Here is a 16,533-nt window from a genome sequence, read left to right as displayed (position 1 = left end):
ACCCATCCTGAAGTGATGCGCCGTCCGCACCGCCGATGCTCCCTCCGCCGGTCCGTCCGCCCGTCCTTCCTCCGCCGCACCGGGCTGTGGCTCGTGCTCTGCGCTCCCGTGGTGATGTCCGCCGTCGTCCTGGGGAGCGGTCACCGGGCCGAGGCGGCGGTCGCGGTGCCCCTGCTGGGGGCCGCCGTGGGGGTCTCGCGGCGGTGGCCGCTCGCCGCGTCGAGTGTGCCGGTGCTGCTGGGCCTGTGGTCGGGTACGGGGTCGCTCGCGCCCGTGTACTGGGGGGCGCTGGCGGTCTTCGTCTTCCTCGCGGGGTCCCGGCCGTCCGCCGCCCGGCCCGCGCCGCTGTCCCTCGCCGGTGCGGTGCTGCCGGTGGCGGGCGTCCTGGCGTGCGCCTGCCTCACGCGGGAGCCGTGGGACCGGCCCGCGGCGGTGCTGGGCCGGGTGTCCCTGGAGCTGCTGGTTCTGCTGTTGCTGCCCTGGCTGCTCGGCCGCCACCGCAGGCGGTACACCGAGCTGATCTCCACCGGGCGGCGGGTGGCCGGTCTGGTGGCGAGCGAGCGGCGGGCGGTCGCCGACCGGACCCGGATCGCGGAACAGGCCCGGATCGCGGGCGACATGCACGACTCGCTCGGCCATGAGCTGACCCTGCTCGCGGTCCGGGCCGCGGCGCTGGAGCTGAACCCCGCGCTGGGGCCCGGAGGGCGGGCGGCCGCCGGTGAGCTGAGGGAGGCCGCGGCGGCGGCGACCGGAAGGCTGCGCGAGATCGTAGGCGTACTGGGCACGGAGGACCGCCCCGCGGCCGGGGAGTCCCTCGGCGCCCTGGTGGAGGGGGCGCGTGCGTGCGGGGTCGCGGTCTCGTACGCCCCCTCGGGCGAGGAGAGCGCGGACCGGATCACCGAGGGGCTGCCGAGGACGACCGCCCTCGCGGTGCACCGGGTCGTCCAGGGGGGCCTGACCAACGCGGTCAAGCACGCCCCGGGCGCCGCGGTCCGTGTCGAGCTGGCGCGGAGCGGCGGACGGGTCGGCGTCGCGGTGGTGAACGAGGCGTCGAGGTCCGGTGCTCTGCCCGGGGTCGCCTCCGGCGCGACGGGGCTCGTCGGGCTCGGCGAACGCGTACGGCTGGCAGGCGGCACGCTGGTCTCCGGGCCCACGCCCCGGGGCGGCTTCCGGGTCGTCGCCGAGCTGCCCGCCGAGTCGCCCGCAGGACCGGCGGCCAACTCGGGCGCCGGGACCGGGACCGGGACCGTGGCCGTGGCCGTGGCCGGTTCCTGGAGTGACGCCGTGCCGGAGCCCGCACCGTCCGCCGTCGAACTGGAACGGGCCGGACGCCAGGTGCGCCGGCTGCTCGCGCTGACCGTGCGGGCGCCGCTCGCGGTCGTCGCCGGAGCACTCGTCCTGGTGGTCCCGGCCAGTGTGGCCGGCTCGTCCTTCGCGGTCCTGGACGGTGGGCGGTACACCCGCCTGACCGTGGGCGAGCCGCACGCCGATGTGTCGGAGCGGCTGCCCGCGATGACCCGGGGCGAGCCGCCGTCCGGGGCGGGTGAGGCACCCGCCGGGGCGGACTGCGTGTACTACAGCACGGCGCCGATGTCCTCGGACGCCTACCGGTTGTGCTTCACCGGCGGACGGCTGTCGTCCAAGGCGGTGGTGGGGCCGTCGTCCTGATCCTGCCCGCCCCACCGCACCGCACCGCACCCCACCGCACCGACGCACGGTTCAGATGTGCGCCTCGACGCCGAACCTCAGGCGCAGCCGCTCCATGTCCTGGCGGTCCCGGTCGGCCGGCTCGTAGCCCTGGTGGAACAGCACCTGCTGCTCGGCCGAGAGGCAGCGCACCTCGGTGCCCCCGACGGTGCCGGTGACGAAGCACTCGGCCGGGTAGCGGTAGGGCTCCGCGGGGTCGAGCGAGGACTGGACCGCCGAGCCGTCGGGGGCGTACGCCAGCGGGTGCAGGTCGATCTCCAGACCCGAGGGGTGGCTGTAGACGAAGCGCGCGGGGCGCCGGTCGAGCGTCTCGGTGTATCCGGCCGCCGTCAGAGCGGCGATGAGGGCGGGCTCCTGCTCGCGGTCGTGCAGGAGATCGGCATCGCGGTGTTCGCGGGTCTGCTCGCCGAGCAGGGCGTCGATGCCCCAGCCTCCGCCGAGCACCACATCGGTGCCCGCGTCGCGCAGCAGAGCGAGGACGGACAGAAGATCGTCGCGGGACATCATGGACGTGAGCGTAGCCGTCCGGGGGCGGGCGGACCCGAGCGTTTTCCGATCGGGTGGGAGCGGCGCACGGAGACGGGAACGGGCCCCGGGCCCCGGACCCCCGGACGGCAGGCCCCGGACGGCGGGCCCCGGACGGCGGGCCCCGGACGGCGGGCCCCGGAAACCTCAGCCGGCGGTGTCCGTCCGTCCCCCGGCCGGTCCCGCGAATCCGGCGAAGACCTCGTGGAACTGCGGGAACGTCTTGCGGACACAGCCGGGGTCGTCGTACGTCAGGCCCCGCGTCCGCAGTCCGGCGACCGCGAACGACATGACGATGCGGTGATCGCCGTGCGTGGCGATCTCCGTGGGCCGCGGGGTGCCGGGGTGGATCTCGATCCAGTCGTGGCCGGTGTGAACGGTGATGCCCATGCGGCGCAGGTTCCCGGCGCACGCCTCCAGCCGGTCGCACTCCTTGACCCGGGTGTTGGCGACGTCCTCGATCCGTACCGGCGCGTCCGCGTAGGGCGCGATGGCGGCGAGCGTCGGCATGGTGTCGGAGATGTCGCGCATGTTGACGGTGAGCCCGCGCAGGGTTCCGTCGGAGCGGACGGTGGTGCCGTCGGCCGTCGTGCGGACCTCGGCGCCCATCCGCCGCAGGACGTCGGCGAAGCGCAGATCGCCCTGGAGCGCGCCGGTGCCGAGCCCGGGGACGGTGACCTCACGGCCGGCGAGGGCCGCCGCGGCGAAGAAGTAGCTCGCGGTGGACGCGTCGGGCTCCACGGCGTAGGTGGTGGCCCGGTAGCCGCCGGGCGGGACGGTGAAAGTGTTCCCCCGACGGGCGACCTCGACGCCGAAGCTCCGCATCATCGCGAGGGTGATCTCGATGTACGGCGCCGAGACCAGCTCGGTGACCTCGATCCGCAGGCCCTCGGCGGTGAGCGGGCCGAGCATCAGCAGGGCCGTGAGGTACTGCGACGACTCCCCGGCGTCCAGGGTCAGTTCGCCGCCCCTGATGCCGGCGGAGCGGATGGTCAGCGGGTGGTGGCCCTCGGCCCCGTCGTGCCGCAGGTCCACACCGAGGGTGCGCAGCGCCTCGGTGAGCGGGGCGAGCGGGCGGCGGCGCATCTGTGCGGAGGCGTCGAAGCGGTACGTTCCGGAGGCGGCGGCCGCCGCGAGGGTGGGCAGGAAGCGGGCGGTGGTGGCGCCGTCCCGGCAGTAGACGTCGGCGTCGGTGGCGGCGGGCCCGGCCGGGCGGCCCTCGATGTGCCAGCGGTCCGCTTCGCGGGTGACCGCGTACCCGAGGCGGTCCAGCCCTTCGGTGAAGCCCTCGGTGTCGTCCGAGCGCAGGGGGCGCAGGAGGGTGGTGGTGCCCTTCGCCGCGGCGGCCAGGAAGAGGGCGCGCGCGGTGACGGACTTGGAGCCGGGGATGTCGATGACGGTCACGGTCCGTCATTCTGCCGTGTGCCGGGCGGCCGGGCGGGACGCGTCCGGCGGGTGGACGCGTCCCTTCCGGGCTGTCCCCGCGGGGACCCGCCGCTCAGCGGATCGGCCGGTGCAGGTTCTCCTTCGTGGACGCTCCCGGGGTGGCGTCGGCGATCCAGGGGCCGTCGCCGCTCGGGTCGACGACGCCCTCCTCCAGCCAGGTGTACGTACCGGCCAGCACGCCGTCGACCACCCGGCGGTCGAGGTCGTCGGTGTTGGACCAGAGGCGGGTGAAGAGCTCCTCGGCCCGGATCCGGGACTGGTGGCAGAAGGCGTCGGCGAGCTGGTACGCCTCCCGGCCGTGGTCGCCGCTCGTGCGCAGCAGTTCGGCGCGCACGCAGGCGGCGCTCATCGCGAAGAGTTCGGCGCCGATGTCGACGATCCGGCCGAGGAAGCCCTGTTTGGTCTCCATCCGGCCCTGCCAGCGGGACATCGCGTAGAAGGTGGACCGGGCCAGTTTGCGGGCGGAGCGTTCGACGTAGCGCAGGTGGGCGGAGAGGTCGGGGTGGCCCGCGGGGTGGAACTCGCCGTAGGTCCGCGGGAGCTGGCCCGGTCCGGCGACCAGTCCGGGGAGCCAGCGGGCGTAGAACCCGGCGGCGTTGGCGCCCGCCCTGGCCTTGGCCGACAGCGGTTTGTCCGGGTCGATGAGGTCGCCCGCGACCTTCAGATGGGCGTCGACGGCCTCCCGGGCGATCAGCAGGTGCATGATCTCGGTGGAGCCCTCGAAGATCCGGTTGATCCGCAGGTCGCGCAGGAGCTGCTCGGCCGGGACGGCCCGTTCGCCCCGGGCGGCCAGGGAGTCGGCGGTCTCGAAGCCGCGGCCGCCGCGGATCTGGACCAGTTCGTCGGCGATCAGGCAGCCCATCTCGGAGCCGTACAGCTTGGCGAGGGCGGCCTCGATCCGGATGTCGTTGCGGTTCTCGTCGGCCATCTGGGAGGAGAGGTCGACGACGGCCTCCAGCGCGAACGTGGTGGCGGCGATGAAGGAGATCTTCGCGCCGACCGCTTCGTGCCGGGCGACCGGCCTGCCCCACTGTTCGCGTACGGCCGACCATTCACGGGCGATCTTCAGGCTCCACTTCCCGGCGCCGACGCACATGGCGGGCAGTGAGAGGCGGCCGGTGTTGAGCGTGGTGAGGGCGATCTTGAGACCGGCGCCCTCGGGGCCGATCCGGTGGGCGGCGGGGACACGGACGCGGTGGAAGCGGGTCACACCGTTCTCGATGCCGCGCAGTCCCATGAAGGCGTTGCGGTTCTCCACGGTGATGCCCGGGGAGTCCGCCTCGACGACGAACGCGGTGATGCCGCCCTGGTGCCCCTCGGACTCGGGCACCCTGGCCATGACGACCAGCAGATCGGCCACGACCCCGTTGGTGGTCCACAGCTTCACGCCGTCCAGGACGTAGTCGTCGCCCTCGGGGACGGCGGAGGTGGCGAGCCTGGCCGGGTCGGAGCCGACGTCGGGTTCGGTGAGGAGGAAGGCCGAGATGTCGGTGCGGGCCAGCCGGGGCAGGAAGGTGTCCTTCTGTTCCTGGGTGCCGAAGATCTTCAGTGGCTGCGGTACGCCGATCGACTGATGGGCCGAGAGCAGCGCGCCGAGCGAGGGGCTGGCCGATCCGACGAGGGCGAGCGCCTTGTTGTAGTACACCTGGGTGAGGCCGAGACCGCCGTACTTCGTGTCGATCTTCATGCCGAGCGCGCCGAGTTCCTTGAGCCCGTTGATCACCTCGTCGGGGATCTTCGCCTCGCGCTCGATCAGGGCTCCGTCGACGCGCGTCTCGCAGAATGCGCGCAGCCGGGCCAGGAACTCCTCGCCGCGCCGGACGTCGTCCGGGGGCGGCAGGGGGTGCGGGTGGATCAGGTCGAGCCGGAAGCGGCCCAGGAAGAGCTCCTTGGCGAAGCTCGGCCTGCGCCAGTCCTGCTCGCGGGCGGCCTCGGCCACGCGGCGCGCTTCGCGCTCGGTGACTCGGGGGATCTCGGACGTGTGGGGTGGGGCGGACATGAGGAGCTCACCTCGCCGCGTGAGGGCCGATGGACCGGAACATACGGATTTCTACGTGTACCAATGGACTCGGTACTACTTGTCCGTATCTACCCGATCCAGGCCGGGCCCACCACCGGTGGGGCAGGGAACGCGAAGGGCCCGAGCCCCCGCACAGTGGGTTCGGGCCGTTCGCGTTCCCCCGCCCGCCGTCGTGCTGTCCAGGCGGAATGCGGGCGGGTGGCTCCTGAGGGCCCTAGAGGGCCAGGCCGGTGAGGACCAGGACGCGCTCGTAGGTGTAGTCGTCCATCGCGTAGCGCACACCTTCGCGGCCGACGCCGGACTGCTTGGCTCCGCCGTACGGCATCTGGTCCGCGCGGTACGAGGGGACGTCGCCGATGATCACGCCGCCCACCTCCAGGGCGCGGTGGGCGCGGAAGGCGGTCTGCAGGTCGTGGGTGAAGACGCCTGCCTGAAGGCCGTACTTGGAGGAGTTGACGGCGGCGAACGCCTCGGCCTCGCCGTCCACCTTCTGGATGGACATGACCGGGCCGAAGACCTCTTCGCAGGAGAGCTTCACATCGGCGGGGAGGCCGGTGAGCACGGTGGGGGCGTAGGTGGCCCCGTCGCGCTTGCCGCCCGTCAGCAGCTCGGCCCCGGCGGCGACGGCCTCGTCGACCCAGGACTCGACGCGCTTGGCCGCGTCCTCGCTGACCAGCGGGCCGACGTCGGTGGTGGCGTCGGCGGGGTCGCCGGTGACCAGCGCCTCGACGGCGGAGACGATCTTCGGGAGCAGCCGGTCGTGGACCGAGGCGTCGGCGATGACGCGCTGCACCGAGATGCAGGACTGGCCGCCCTGGTAGTTGGAGAAGGTCGCGATGCGGGTCGCGGCCCAGTCCAGGTCGGCTTCGGAGGCGTAGTCGCCGAGGACGACCGCCGCGCCGTTGCCGCCCAGCTCCAGGGTGCAGTGCTTGCGGGGCACCGACTCCATGATCGAGTAGCCGACCGGGCCCGAGCCGGTGAACGAGATCACGGGCAGCCGCTCGTCCTGGACCAGGGCGGGCATCTTCTCGTTGGGCACCGTCAGCACGGACCAGGAACCGGCCGGGAGGTCGGTCTCGGCCAGCAGTTCGCCGAGGATCAGCGAGGAGATCGGGGTGGCCGGGGCGGGCTTCAGGATGATCGGGGCGCCGACGGCGATGGCCGGGGCGACCTTGTGCGCGCTCAGGTTGAGCGGGAAGTTGAACGGCGCGATACCGAGGACGGCGCCGCGCGGGAAGCGCCGGGTGAGCCCCAGTCGGCCGGTGCCGCCGGCGTCGGTGTCCAGCCGCTGGGCGTCGCCCCCGTTGAAGCGGCGGGCCTCCTCGGCGGCGAAGCGGAACACGGAGACGGCGCGGCCGACCTCGCCGCGGGCCCACTTGATGGGCTTGCCGTTCTCGGCCGAGATCAGCTGGGCGATCTCCTCGGTGCGCTCCCCGAGGCGCCGGACGACATGGTCGAGCGCGGCGGCCCGGACATGCGCCGGGGTCGCGGCGAACTCCTCGCGCACGGCGTGCGCGGCGGCGACGGCCTCCTCGACCTGCGCGTCGGTCGGCACGCTGACCGTGCCGACGAGACGGCCGTCGTAGGAATTGGTGACGTCGAAGCTGTCCTCGCCGGTGGCCCGGCGGCCGGCCAGCCAGAAGGCGTGGGTGGAAGTCATGGCGGTTCCGGCCCTTCGGAGGTCGTGACGGAGTTCGCGGGCACCCGGAGGGCTTCCCACTGGTGTCCCACGTTAGGGCGGCGGAGCACTCAGGACGTTTGTCCGACATGGAGCACACGGAAGGGACCGTGCTACGAATTGTCGAGGCGGCCGCGGGGCACAGCGCGGACGGCCTGCCGGTCACCCCGGTACGGGCCCCGCCGTCGACCCCGCCGTCGTCGCCTTCAGCGCCAGCCAGAGCTCCATCCGGACGTCCGGGTCGTCGAGCGAGCGGCCCAGGATCTCCTCCACCCGGCGCATCCGGTAGCGCAGCGTGTGCCGGTGCACCCCCAGGTCGGCGGCGGCCGCGTCCCACTGGCCGTGCCGGGAGAGCCAGGCGCGCAGGGAGGCGACGAGGTCGCCGCGGCCCTTGGCGTCGTGCTCGTACAGCGCGCGGAGCATCCCGTCGGCGAACGCCCGTACCGCGTCGTCGGCGAGCAGCGGCAGCACCGAGCCGGTCGCCAGTTCCTCGTGCTCGACCAGCGCCCGGCCCCTGCGGCGGGCGACCGAGAGGGACTGTTCGGCCTGCTTGTACGCGGCGGACACGGCGATCGGTCCGGCGGGGGCGGAGAGCCCCACGACCACCTCCCCCTCTTCCGCGCCCGGCTCGCGCGCCGGGCGCGCGTCCTGTGCCTCGGCATACGCGGTGCAGGCGGCGACGGCCGCGCCGCCGTCCGCCGCCAGGACCACCAGGCGGTCGCCCTCGGGCACCATGAGCAGCGACTCGCCGGACCGGGAGGCCGCGGACTCCATGGCCTCGGCGAGCGGTTCGGAGCCGGCCGGTTCGGCGGTCTCCGCGATCAGCAGCCGGAAGGGCGCGTCCAGCAGCCCGCCGTACAGGTCCCCGGCGACGGCCCGCGCGTGGTCGGGCTGCCCGGCGAGCAGCATCCGCAGGACCGCCGCGCCGAGGCGCTGTTCGGCGCCCTGGAGCGAGCGGGAGCGGGCGGTGGTGAGGGTGAGCAGGGCGACGGCCGAGTGCACGGCGTACCGTTCGGCGGTGCCGAGCGCCGCGCCCGTGCCGACGGCGAGGGCGCCGCGGGCGCGCCGTCCGGTGCCCAGCGACTGGAGCTCGACCCGGTCGTCGCTGTCGCCGACGACCACGCTGGCCGGGGCGGGCCGCTCGCGCAGGCGCTCCACGTCCGCGGTGAGGCGCGCGGCCCGGCGGGCGGCCCAGTCCGGCGCGGCGGCGACGACCGCCCCGGAGGTGTCGTACAGGGCGGCCCAGCCGTCGATGTGCGCGGCGAGCCGCGTGAGCAGCCCGGCGGGTCCGTCCCCGGCGAGCGCGGCCCGGGTCAGTTCCCGCTGGGCCTCGAAGCCCGCGGTGACGGCGCGGTACTGGTCGGCGGCGATGGCGGCGGAGACGGCCTTGCTGATGGCGATGAACGGGGTGCGGCGCGGGACTTCGAGCAGCGGCATCCCGGCCTCCTCGGCGGCGTCGACGAGTGCCTGGGGGATGTCCTCGTAGGTGACGCCGACCGCGAAGCCGACGCCGGCGACTCCGGCGCCCGCCAGCCGCCGCACATACCGGCGCATCGCCTCGGCGTCCTCGGCGTCGAGGTTGGTGGCGGTGACGAGCAGGAGCTCGCCGCCGTCCATGTACGGCACGGGGTCGGCGAGTTCGCTGGCGTGCGCCCAGCGCACCGGGGTACCGAGCCGGTCCGCCCCCGCGCGCACCGTGAGCCTGAGCGCCGGATGCTTGATGAGCGAGGCGAGAGTAGGGGGCATGGGACCGGAACCCTCAGAGGTCGATGGTGTCGATTTCGCCGTCCCGTATGAACGGCTGCCTTCGATTCTGCCAGGGCGGCAGGGTGCCTGGAACCGCTCTCAGCCACCGAGCTCCACCAGGAGCGGGGGCGCGTGCTCCCCCGCCACCGTGGTCAGCGAGAGCACCGCGTGCCCGGCCGGAACGGAGTAGGCCAGCTCCGAGGCCGACCAGCGCTCCCGCTCGACCTGCCGTACGGTCACGGCGTCCCTGGTCACGGCCTTGCCGGTGACGAGCTTGCGCAGCGCGTGCAGCGCCCGGGTGAACGGCTGGTCGGCGAAGACGGTGTGCTGGGCGACCTCGCGGGTCTCCACCCACTCCTTGCCCCAGGCCTCCGTGAACCGTTTGCCGTCCCAGGTGGTGATGCCGGAGAAGGCCATGCTGCAGCCGACCGCGCCGAGCAGCGGGGTGTGCAGCGTCTCGGGGACGTCGTCGATGGTCCGCAGGGCCAGGACCACGCCCGCGTTCACCGACCGCAGGCGCCGGATGCCCCGGACGGTCTCGGCGGTGACGGCGTGGGTGGCGTCGTCCAGGACGAGTCCGGCGAACAGCGAGCGGTCGGTACGAGCCGCGGCGACGGCGTTGAACTGGGCGAGCAGCAGCCGGGTGAGCAGCCGGGAGGCCTCCGCGTGGCCGCGCTCGGGAAGGTCCACGCGGACCCGCAGCGGATACTGCTCCAGGGAGCGCAGGGAGAAGACGCGGGCCCCGCCGCCGGTGGTGAAGAACCCGGCGAACGCGGGCCGGTCGAGCAGGGCGATCCGGTCGGCGAGCGCCGGCGCGGGGTCTCCCGCGCCGCCCGCCTGCCGGGCGCGGGCGTCCAGCTCGCGCAGCATCGCGCCGTGCCCGCCCGCTTCGAGTGCCGCCCGCAGCGCGGTGAGCGCGGCCGGGCCGCCGTCGAGGAGTTCGCGCAGTTCGGGGACGCCGGGGAAGTGGCCGTGGGCGGTGCGGTAGGGGCCGAGCAGCTGGGCCAGGACGGTCGCGGCGCGCCGGCTGTCGAGGCTGCCGACATCACCGGCCAGCCCCTCCGCGAGCACGGCCGCGGCCTCGTCGGGGTCGGTCGTACCGCCGTACAGGTCGAAGTCGTGGCCGGACGCCGGGTCACCGATCTTCACGACGACGTCGTAGGCGTCGTCGGGGCCGAGCGGGGCGCCCCTGCCGCCGACGGCGACCAGCGCCGCCTTCCCGGCCAGGGCCTGGAGGGCGAGGGACTCGACGACCGGGCGCACCAGCCGGTCGGACTTGCCGGCCCCGGGCGGCCCGACCGCCAGCAGCGAGGTGCCCAGCAGCGCGGGTTCCAGTGCCAGGCCCGAGCCCCGGCGGGCGTACGGGTTGTGCGCGTCGTCCGCGCAGCGGCCGATCCGGACCTGCCCGGTGAGCAGATCGTGCTGCGCGGTGCGCCGGGGCAGGTCGCGGCTGCCCGAGGGGTGCAGTGCGGCGGCGCCCCCGTCGCGCAGTACGGCCTCGCCGAGCGCGGCGAGCCGGTCGGGGTGGTCCCGGCCGACGGCCCAGGCGTGGCGCAGCCGGGCGCAGTCGACGTCGTTCATACGGCCGGTGCGCACCTCGGCGGTGAGGGTGTCGGCGGCGTCGGTCCACCCGGCGTCCCGCAGCTCGGGCCAGCGGTCGGGGGTGGGTGCGGCGAGCTGTGCCGGTACGGAGAGCTCCGCGTCCCCGCCCCGCGCGGCGGAGCGGCGGCCGAGGCGGTCGGCGGCCAGTTCGCGCCAGCGGCCCAGCCGGGCGAACGGCCAGAGCACCGCGGCGGCGATCAGCGTGTAGACCAGGTTCACGACCGTCTGGCTCTGGAAGTTCTCGCCGCCCACGACGGCGGCGGCCAGGATCAGCGCGGGCCGGAGGACCGGCACGGCGTCCTTCCAGACGAGGAGCTGGGCCAGTCCGGCGGCGAGCGCCGCCGCCACCGCGAGGGAGGGCTGCCCCCGGCTCGCCACATGGCGCCGGAAGAGCTCGGGCCAGTTGCCCAGGCGCCCGCAGCCGTAGACGAGGAGGCCGAAGAGGAGGGCCTCGTACACCGTGAGGGCACGGGCCCCCTCGACCGTCGCGGGGCCGCCGAAGCTCCCCGCGTACCACCAGTCGCCCGGCGTGAAGAGTTTGACCGGGATCAGCCGGTAGGGGATGTAGCCGTTGCGCCAGAGCGACCACAGGAGCAGGCCGGAGAGCAGCGAGATCACCACGCCGACCACCAGTGAGCGGTCGGAGACGCCCTCGGGCCGCTCGGGCGGGCGCGGGATGTGGCCGTACCGCCAGACACCCGGGGCCTGGGGCCGGCGCGGGGTGCGCAGCCACTCCCCCAGCGGGGTGCCCCCGTCCCCGGGCCCCACCCGGGGCGGCAGGGACGGCAGGGGTGGCGGGGTGGGTCCTGGCACACGTTTCGCACTCGTGCCCCGTGCGTGGTGCGTGCCTTCGTCGTTCATGAACCGTTGCCCCCTGACCAGCCAGGTCCGTCCACTGCCCCGGTCAATCTAGTGCGCGCGCACGGGTAGTTCAGCCAGGCGTCCGGATCCGTACGACGGGCGCTCCCCGGCACCCGCGCACCGGCATCTGTCCGCGACGGACAAGGACACGCGCCCACCACTCCCGATCGGAGCATGCCCGCTCCGTCGCGGCACCCCTAGCCTGCACGAGGAAGCGTCCGAAACACCCCCCAGGAGCCCCTCATGACCGCAATTCCGCAGGAGCGCCGCGTCGTCACCGCCATCCCCGGCCCGAAGTCGGCCGAGCTGCAGGCTCGCCGTGTCGCGGCGGTCGCCGCAGGTGTGGGCTCCACCCTGCCGGTGTTCACCGCCCGCGCCGGTGGCGGCATCATCGAGGACGTGGACGGCAACCGGCTGATCGACTTCGGTTCCGGTATCGCCGTGACGTCGGTGGGCGCCTCCGCCGAGGCCGTCGTACGCCGCGCGTCCGCGCAGCTCGCCGACTTCACCCACACCTGTTTCATGGTCACGCCGTACGAGGGGTACGTCGAGGTCTGCGAGCAGCTCGCCGAGCTGACGCCGGGCGACCACGCGAAGAAGTCCGCGCTGTTCAACTCGGGTGCCGAGGCCGTCGAGAACGCGGTGAAGATCGCCCGCGCCTACACCAGGCGCACCGCGGTCGTCGTCTTCGACCACGGCTACCACGGCCGGACGAACCTCACGATGGCGCTGACGGCGAAGAACATGCCGTACAAGCAGGGCTTCGGTCCGTTCGCGCCCGAGGTCTACCGGGTCCCGGTCGCCTACGGCTACCGCTGGCCGACCGGTGCCGAGAACGCCGGCGCCGAGGCCTCCGCCCAGGCCATCGACGAGATCACCAAGCAGATCGGCGCGGACAACGTCGCCGCGATCATCATCGAGCCGGTCCTCGGCGAGGGCGGCTTCATCGAGCCCGCCAAGGGCTTCCTCCCGGCGATCGCCCGGTTCGCCAAGGACAACGGCATCGTGTTCGTCGCGGACGAGATCCAGTCCGGCTTCTGCCGTACCGGCCAGTGGTTCGCCTGCGAGGACGAGGGCATCGTCCCGGACCTGATCACCACCGCCAAGGGCATCGCGGGCGGCCTGCCGCTGTCCGCCGTCACCGGCCGCGCCGAGATCATGGACGCCGCGCACGCCGGCGGCCTGGGCGGCACGTACGGCGGTAACCCGGTCGCCTGCGCGGGCGCGCTCGGCGCGATCGAGACCATGCGCGAGCTGGACCTGAACGGGAAGGCCCGGCGCATCGAGGAGGTCATGAAGGGACGCCTCGCCGAGATGCGGGCGAAGCTCCCGAACGGCGACATCATCGGTGACATCCGCGGCCGCGGTGCCATGATCGCGATCGAGCTGGTGAAGTCCGGTACGAAGGACCCGAACCCGGAGGCCGCCGGCGCGCTGGCCAAGGCCTGCCATGCCGAGGGGCTGCTGGTCCTCACCTGTGGCACGTACGGCAATGTGCTGCGCTTCCTGCCGCCGCTCGTCATCGGCGAGGACCTGCTGAACGAGGGGCTCGACATCATCGAGCAGGCGTTCGCCAAGGCCTGATCAAATCGAACCTCAGGCCGAGAATGCGGGACTTTCTCCGGGGCTGGACGCGGCGCGCGTGTGGGCCTGTGAAGAAGGTGTGCGGGGCCGATGGCGGGACCGGGTTCCGACTGTCGGTCGCACTCCGGCTGCCGTACGGTTTCTGCAGATGAGAGAAACACCTCGCCCGCAGGGGACTGCGGGCGATGCCGGGCCGGGGCTTCCCCAGCACGGACCCGGTCGTGCCTTCGCGCACACCACCGGAGCCTCTGGCTCCGGGACTTCTCACCGATCGGACGGCCGCTCGCCCCACACCCCCCGGGGCGCGCGGCGAACCGATCCGGCCGGCCATCCCGGAACAACCCCCCCTGTTCCCGGGTGGCCGGCTTCTCTCGTTGTCCGGATGTCGGTGCTGCTGAGCGTCTTCGCGCTCATCACCTGGCAGGTCGTGGCCGACGGCCCCCTGCTCGCCCCCGACGAGCGGATCGGCCGGGCCCTGGCGGGGCGGGGCTCCGCCGGGTTCACCGACGCCCTCTCCGACCTCGGCGGTATGCGGATCGCCCTGCCGGTACTGGCCTGCGCGATCGTCTTCGCCCTGGTCCGCGGCGCCCGGCGCGAGCCGTTGTACGCGGTCCTCACCATGGCGGCCGTACCGGCGCTGGTCGTCCCGCTGAAGATCTGGACCGACCGCCAGGGCCCCCTGACCGAGGCGACCGGCTACTACCCCTCCGGCCATACGGCGACCGCCGCGGTGGCGTACGGCGCGGCGGCCCTGCTGCTGGTCCCGTATGCGAAGCGCTCATGGCCGATGCCCGTGGCCGCCGTCCTGCTGACGGCGGCGACGAGCATCGGCCTGGTGCTGCGCGGCTACCACTGGCCACTGGACGTGGTCGGCAGCTGGTGCCTGAGCGGGGTGCTGCTGCTGGTACTCCGGGCGGGACTGGAGCGGGTCAGCCGCCGAAGTACGCGTCGAAGTTCTTCGAGAACTCCCAGTTGTTGAAGCGGTCCCAGTTGATCGACCAGGTCATCAGTCCGCGCAGCCCCGACCAGGTGCCGTGGGTCCGGTACGAACCGCAGTCGGTCTTCTTCGTCAGGCAGTTCAGCGCCTTGGTGACCTCGGCGGGCGAGGTGTGCCCGTTGCCCGCCTGGGTCGAGGCGGGCAGGCCGAAGGCGACCTGCTCGGGACGGAGCGCCGGGAAGACCTTCGCCTGGTCGCCCGCCACCGGGAAGCCGGTGAGCAGCATGTCCGTCATGGCGATGTGGAAGTCGGCGCCGCCCATCGAGTGGTACTGGTTGTCCAGGCCCATGATGGAGCCCGAGTTGTAGTCCTGGACGTGCAGCAGGGTCAGATCGTCCCGCAGGGCGTGGATGACCGGGAGGTAGGCACCGGCGCGCGGGTCCTGGCCGCCCCAGGGGCCGGAGCCGTAGTACTGGTAGCCGAGCTGTACGAAGAAGGTCTCCGGCGCCATGGTGAGGACGAAGTCGGAGCCGTACTTGGCCTTGAGGGACTTCACCGCGGAGATCAGGTTGACGATGACCGGGGACGTCGGGCTGCGGAAGTCGGTGTCACCGGTGTTCAGCGAGAGGGAGTGGCCCTCGAAGTCGATGTCCAGGCCGTCCAGGCCATAGGTGTCGATGATCTTGGACACCGACGAGACGAAGGCGTCACGGGCGGCGGTGGTGGAGAGCTGCACCTGGCCGTTCTGGCCGCCGATGGAGATCAGCACCTTCTTGCCCGCGGCCTGCTTGGCCTTGATGGCGGCCTTGAACTCCGCCTCGGACTCGACGTTCGGGCATTCGGTCACGGGGCACAGCGAGAAGCGGATGTCGCCGGAGGTGACCGAGGTCGGCTCGCCGAAGGCGAGGTTGATGACGTCCCAGGAGGCGGGCACGTCCGCCATCCGCGTGTAGCCCGAGCCGTTGGCGAAGCTGGAGTGGAGGTAGCCGACGAGCGCGTGGGCCGGGAGCCCGGCGTCACCGCCGCCTCCGCCCGCGGTGGTGGTCGCGGTGACGGCGGCCGACTTCGCGGACTCCCCGGCGGCGTTGGTCGCGGCGACCTGGAAGCTGTACGCGGTCGAGGCGGTCAGGCCCGTCACCGTGGTGGAGGTGCCGGTGACCAAGGCCACCTTCGTACCGCCCCGGTACACGTGGTAGCCGGTGGCGCCGGTGGCGGCCGTCCAGGACAGGGGCACGGAGGACGAGGTGGGCGCTCCGGCCTTCAGCCCGGCGGGCACGGACGGGAGCGCGACGGGGTCGCCGCCCGGACCGACCAGGGTGAGGTCGTCGGCGTAGTAGGCGGGAGTACCGAACCAGCCGTGGGTGTAGACGCTCACCGAGGTGGTGGCGGGCCCGGTCCTGAAGGTGGTGGTGAGCTGCTTCCACGCTCCGGCGGACTGGGTCCAGGTGGACACGTCGGTGGTGCCGGTGCCGGCCGCGCCGAGGTAGACGTAGGAACCCTGCACCCAGGCGCTGAGCGTGTACGTGGAGTCGGGCTTGACCGTCACCGTCTGGGAGCACTTGGCGTTGTCGCCGCCGGCCGGGGTGGCCCGCAGCGCGGAGGTGCCGCTGTGCACCGGCGTACTGACTGCGGCTCCGCTGCCGCCGGTACAGCTCCAGCCGTCCAGGCCCGCCTCGAAACCGCCGTTTCGCGCCAGGTCGGCATCAGCCGCGCCGGCCGCGGGCGCCGAGGCGACCAGCGTGCCGGCGGCGAGCAGGGCGGCCGAGAATGCGGCCAGAAGTCCGGAATATCGGGCGGGGGGTCCCGTGCGTTCCACAACAGCCTCCGTGCAGGGGGGAATTGGGCGTGGCGTGCGCACAACATGGTCCAGACCAATCAGGTTGTCAAGACCTCTGGCGCCACTCGGGTGCCACGCCCTTCCCGCCTCAGCCGCCCTGTCGCCCCTCGGCTCCGCCCCCGCCGCCGAGCGCCGCCGCCCCCGCGGCCTCGTGCATCGCGAGTTCCAGCAGGGTCGCGTCGACGAGCGTCCCCGAGCCGTCGGGCGGGATCACCCAGCGCACTCCCCCGGCCGCCCGCCCCGGGTACGGGACGACGATCCAGGTGCCCCGGCCCGCCCCCCGTACGCCGGTTCCGAGCCAGCGCGACACGGTGCCCGGCGGTACGAAGAAGCCCAGCCGGGCGTCACCGAAGTCGGCGAGCACCGGGCCGGGCCGGTCGACGAGACGGGTGAGCACATCGAGCGCCGGACGCCCCAGCCCGCCCGGCAGAATCAGTACGTCCCAGCACTTTCCGGCGGGAAGGAGCGCGATCCCGTGAGGATTGCGCTCCCATTCCCACCGGCACGCGGCCGGGTCCGGTGCCACGGACACGAGCCACTGCACCGCCGCCTTTACCCCCGAGTCAGTCATGATCCGCCTTCCCGTTCCA

Annotated in this window: 11 protein-coding genes; 3 read left to right on the top strand and 8 right to left on the bottom strand. The window is 73.5% G+C overall.

Features of this window, described 5'->3' with window-relative positions; genetic code table 11:
- Positions 1-15: 15 nt before the first annotated feature.
- The gene (locus OHA98_RS10065; RefSeq protein WP_266924401.1) at positions 16-1,668 is read left to right on the top strand and encodes a sensor histidine kinase; all 1,653 of its coding nucleotides are present in this window, start codon (positions 16-18) and stop codon (positions 1,666-1,668) included.
- A 51-nt stretch (positions 1,669-1,719) separates the two neighbouring features.
- Here OHA98_RS10065 and OHA98_RS10060 read toward each other — a convergent pair whose 3' ends face one another.
- The 6 genes from OHA98_RS10060 to OHA98_RS10035 form a co-directional block, all read right to left on the bottom strand.
- Positions 1,720-2,325 (bottom strand): nucleotidyltransferase family protein, encoded by a 606-nt coding sequence (locus tag OHA98_RS10060; protein ID WP_266927839.1) that lies wholly within the window; start codon positions 2,323-2,325, stop codon positions 1,720-1,722.
- A 54-nt stretch (positions 2,326-2,379) separates the two neighbouring features.
- Positions 2,380-3,636, bottom strand: a complete 1,257-nt coding sequence (gene aroA, locus OHA98_RS10055; protein WP_266924399.1) for a 3-phosphoshikimate 1-carboxyvinyltransferase — start codon at positions 3,634-3,636, stop codon at positions 2,380-2,382.
- A 94-nt stretch (positions 3,637-3,730) separates the two neighbouring features.
- Positions 3,731-5,677, bottom strand: coding sequence for an acyl-CoA dehydrogenase family protein (locus OHA98_RS10050; RefSeq protein WP_266924397.1), 1,947 nt, complete (start codon positions 5,675-5,677; stop codon positions 3,731-3,733).
- 235 nt (positions 5,678-5,912) lie between these two features.
- Complete coding sequence (locus OHA98_RS10045; RefSeq protein WP_266924395.1) at positions 5,913-7,358, bottom strand: aldehyde dehydrogenase family protein; 1,446 nt, start codon at positions 7,356-7,358, stop codon at positions 5,913-5,915.
- A gap of 180 nt (positions 7,359-7,538) precedes the next feature.
- Complete coding sequence (locus tag OHA98_RS10040; protein WP_266924393.1) at positions 7,539-9,122, bottom strand: PucR family transcriptional regulator; 1,584 nt, start codon at positions 9,120-9,122, stop codon at positions 7,539-7,541.
- A 99-nt stretch (positions 9,123-9,221) separates the two neighbouring features.
- Positions 9,222-11,585, bottom strand: coding sequence for an ATP/GTP-binding protein (locus OHA98_RS10035; protein ID WP_266924390.1), 2,364 nt, complete (start codon positions 11,583-11,585; stop codon positions 9,222-9,224).
- A 243-nt stretch (positions 11,586-11,828) separates the two neighbouring features.
- Here OHA98_RS10035 and gabT point away from each other — a divergent pair, with 243 nt between their 5' ends.
- Both gabT and OHA98_RS10025 read left to right on the top strand, forming a co-directional pair.
- Complete coding sequence (gabT, locus tag OHA98_RS10030; protein ID WP_266924388.1) at positions 11,829-13,169, top strand: 4-aminobutyrate--2-oxoglutarate transaminase; 1,341 nt, start codon at positions 11,829-11,831, stop codon at positions 13,167-13,169.
- A 148-nt stretch (positions 13,170-13,317) separates the two neighbouring features.
- Positions 13,318-14,148, top strand: a complete 831-nt coding sequence (locus OHA98_RS10025) for a phosphatase PAP2 family protein (protein ID WP_266924387.1) — start codon at positions 13,318-13,320, stop codon at positions 14,146-14,148.
- On the opposite strand, the gene OHA98_RS10020 is transcribed toward OHA98_RS10025, so the two are convergent.
- Complete coding sequence (locus OHA98_RS10020; protein ID WP_266924385.1) at positions 14,099-15,922, bottom strand: chitinase; 1,824 nt, start codon at positions 15,920-15,922, stop codon at positions 14,099-14,101. The genes OHA98_RS10025 and OHA98_RS10020 overlap by 50 nt on opposite strands.
- A 109-nt stretch (positions 15,923-16,031) precedes the next feature.
- Positions 16,032-16,514: a hypothetical protein gene (locus tag OHA98_RS10015; protein WP_266924383.1), complete on the bottom strand. Its 483-nt coding sequence runs from the start codon at positions 16,512-16,514 to the stop codon at positions 16,032-16,034.
- Positions 16,515-16,533 lie beyond the last annotated feature (19 nt).

Origin of the sequence: Streptomyces sp. NBC_00654 (assembly GCF_026341775.1) — a bacterium.
Taxonomy (GTDB): Bacteria; Actinomycetota; Actinomycetes; order Streptomycetales; family Streptomycetaceae; genus Streptomyces.
The sequence above is the reverse complement of the archived record's forward strand: the minus strand, read 5'-3'. Positions and strand labels throughout refer to the sequence as shown.

Coding starts and splice junctions, on each gene's coding strand:
- OHA98_RS10065 (WP_266924401.1), top strand. CDS start 16: ATGCGCCGTCCGCACCGCCGATGCTCCCTCCGCCGGTCCGTCCGCCCG.
- OHA98_RS10050 (WP_266924397.1), bottom strand. CDS start 5,677: ATGTCCGCCCCACCCCACACGTCCGAGATCCCCCGAGTCACCGAGCGC.
- OHA98_RS10045 (WP_266924395.1), bottom strand. CDS start 7,358: ATGACTTCCACCCACGCCTTCTGGCTGGCCGGCCGCCGGGCCACCGGC.
- OHA98_RS10040 (WP_266924393.1), bottom strand. CDS start 9,122: ATGCCCCCTACTCTCGCCTCGCTCATCAAGCATCCGGCGCTCAGGCTC.
- OHA98_RS10035 (WP_266924390.1), bottom strand. CDS start 11,585: ATGAACGACGAAGGCACGCACCACGCACGGGGCACGAGTGCGAAACGT.
- gabT (WP_266924388.1), top strand. CDS start 11,829: ATGACCGCAATTCCGCAGGAGCGCCGCGTCGTCACCGCCATCCCCGGC.
- OHA98_RS10025 (WP_266924387.1), top strand. CDS start 13,318: ATGAGAGAAACACCTCGCCCGCAGGGGACTGCGGGCGATGCCGGGCCG.
- OHA98_RS10015 (WP_266924383.1), bottom strand. CDS start 16,514: ATGACTGACTCGGGGGTAAAGGCGGCGGTGCAGTGGCTCGTGTCCGTG.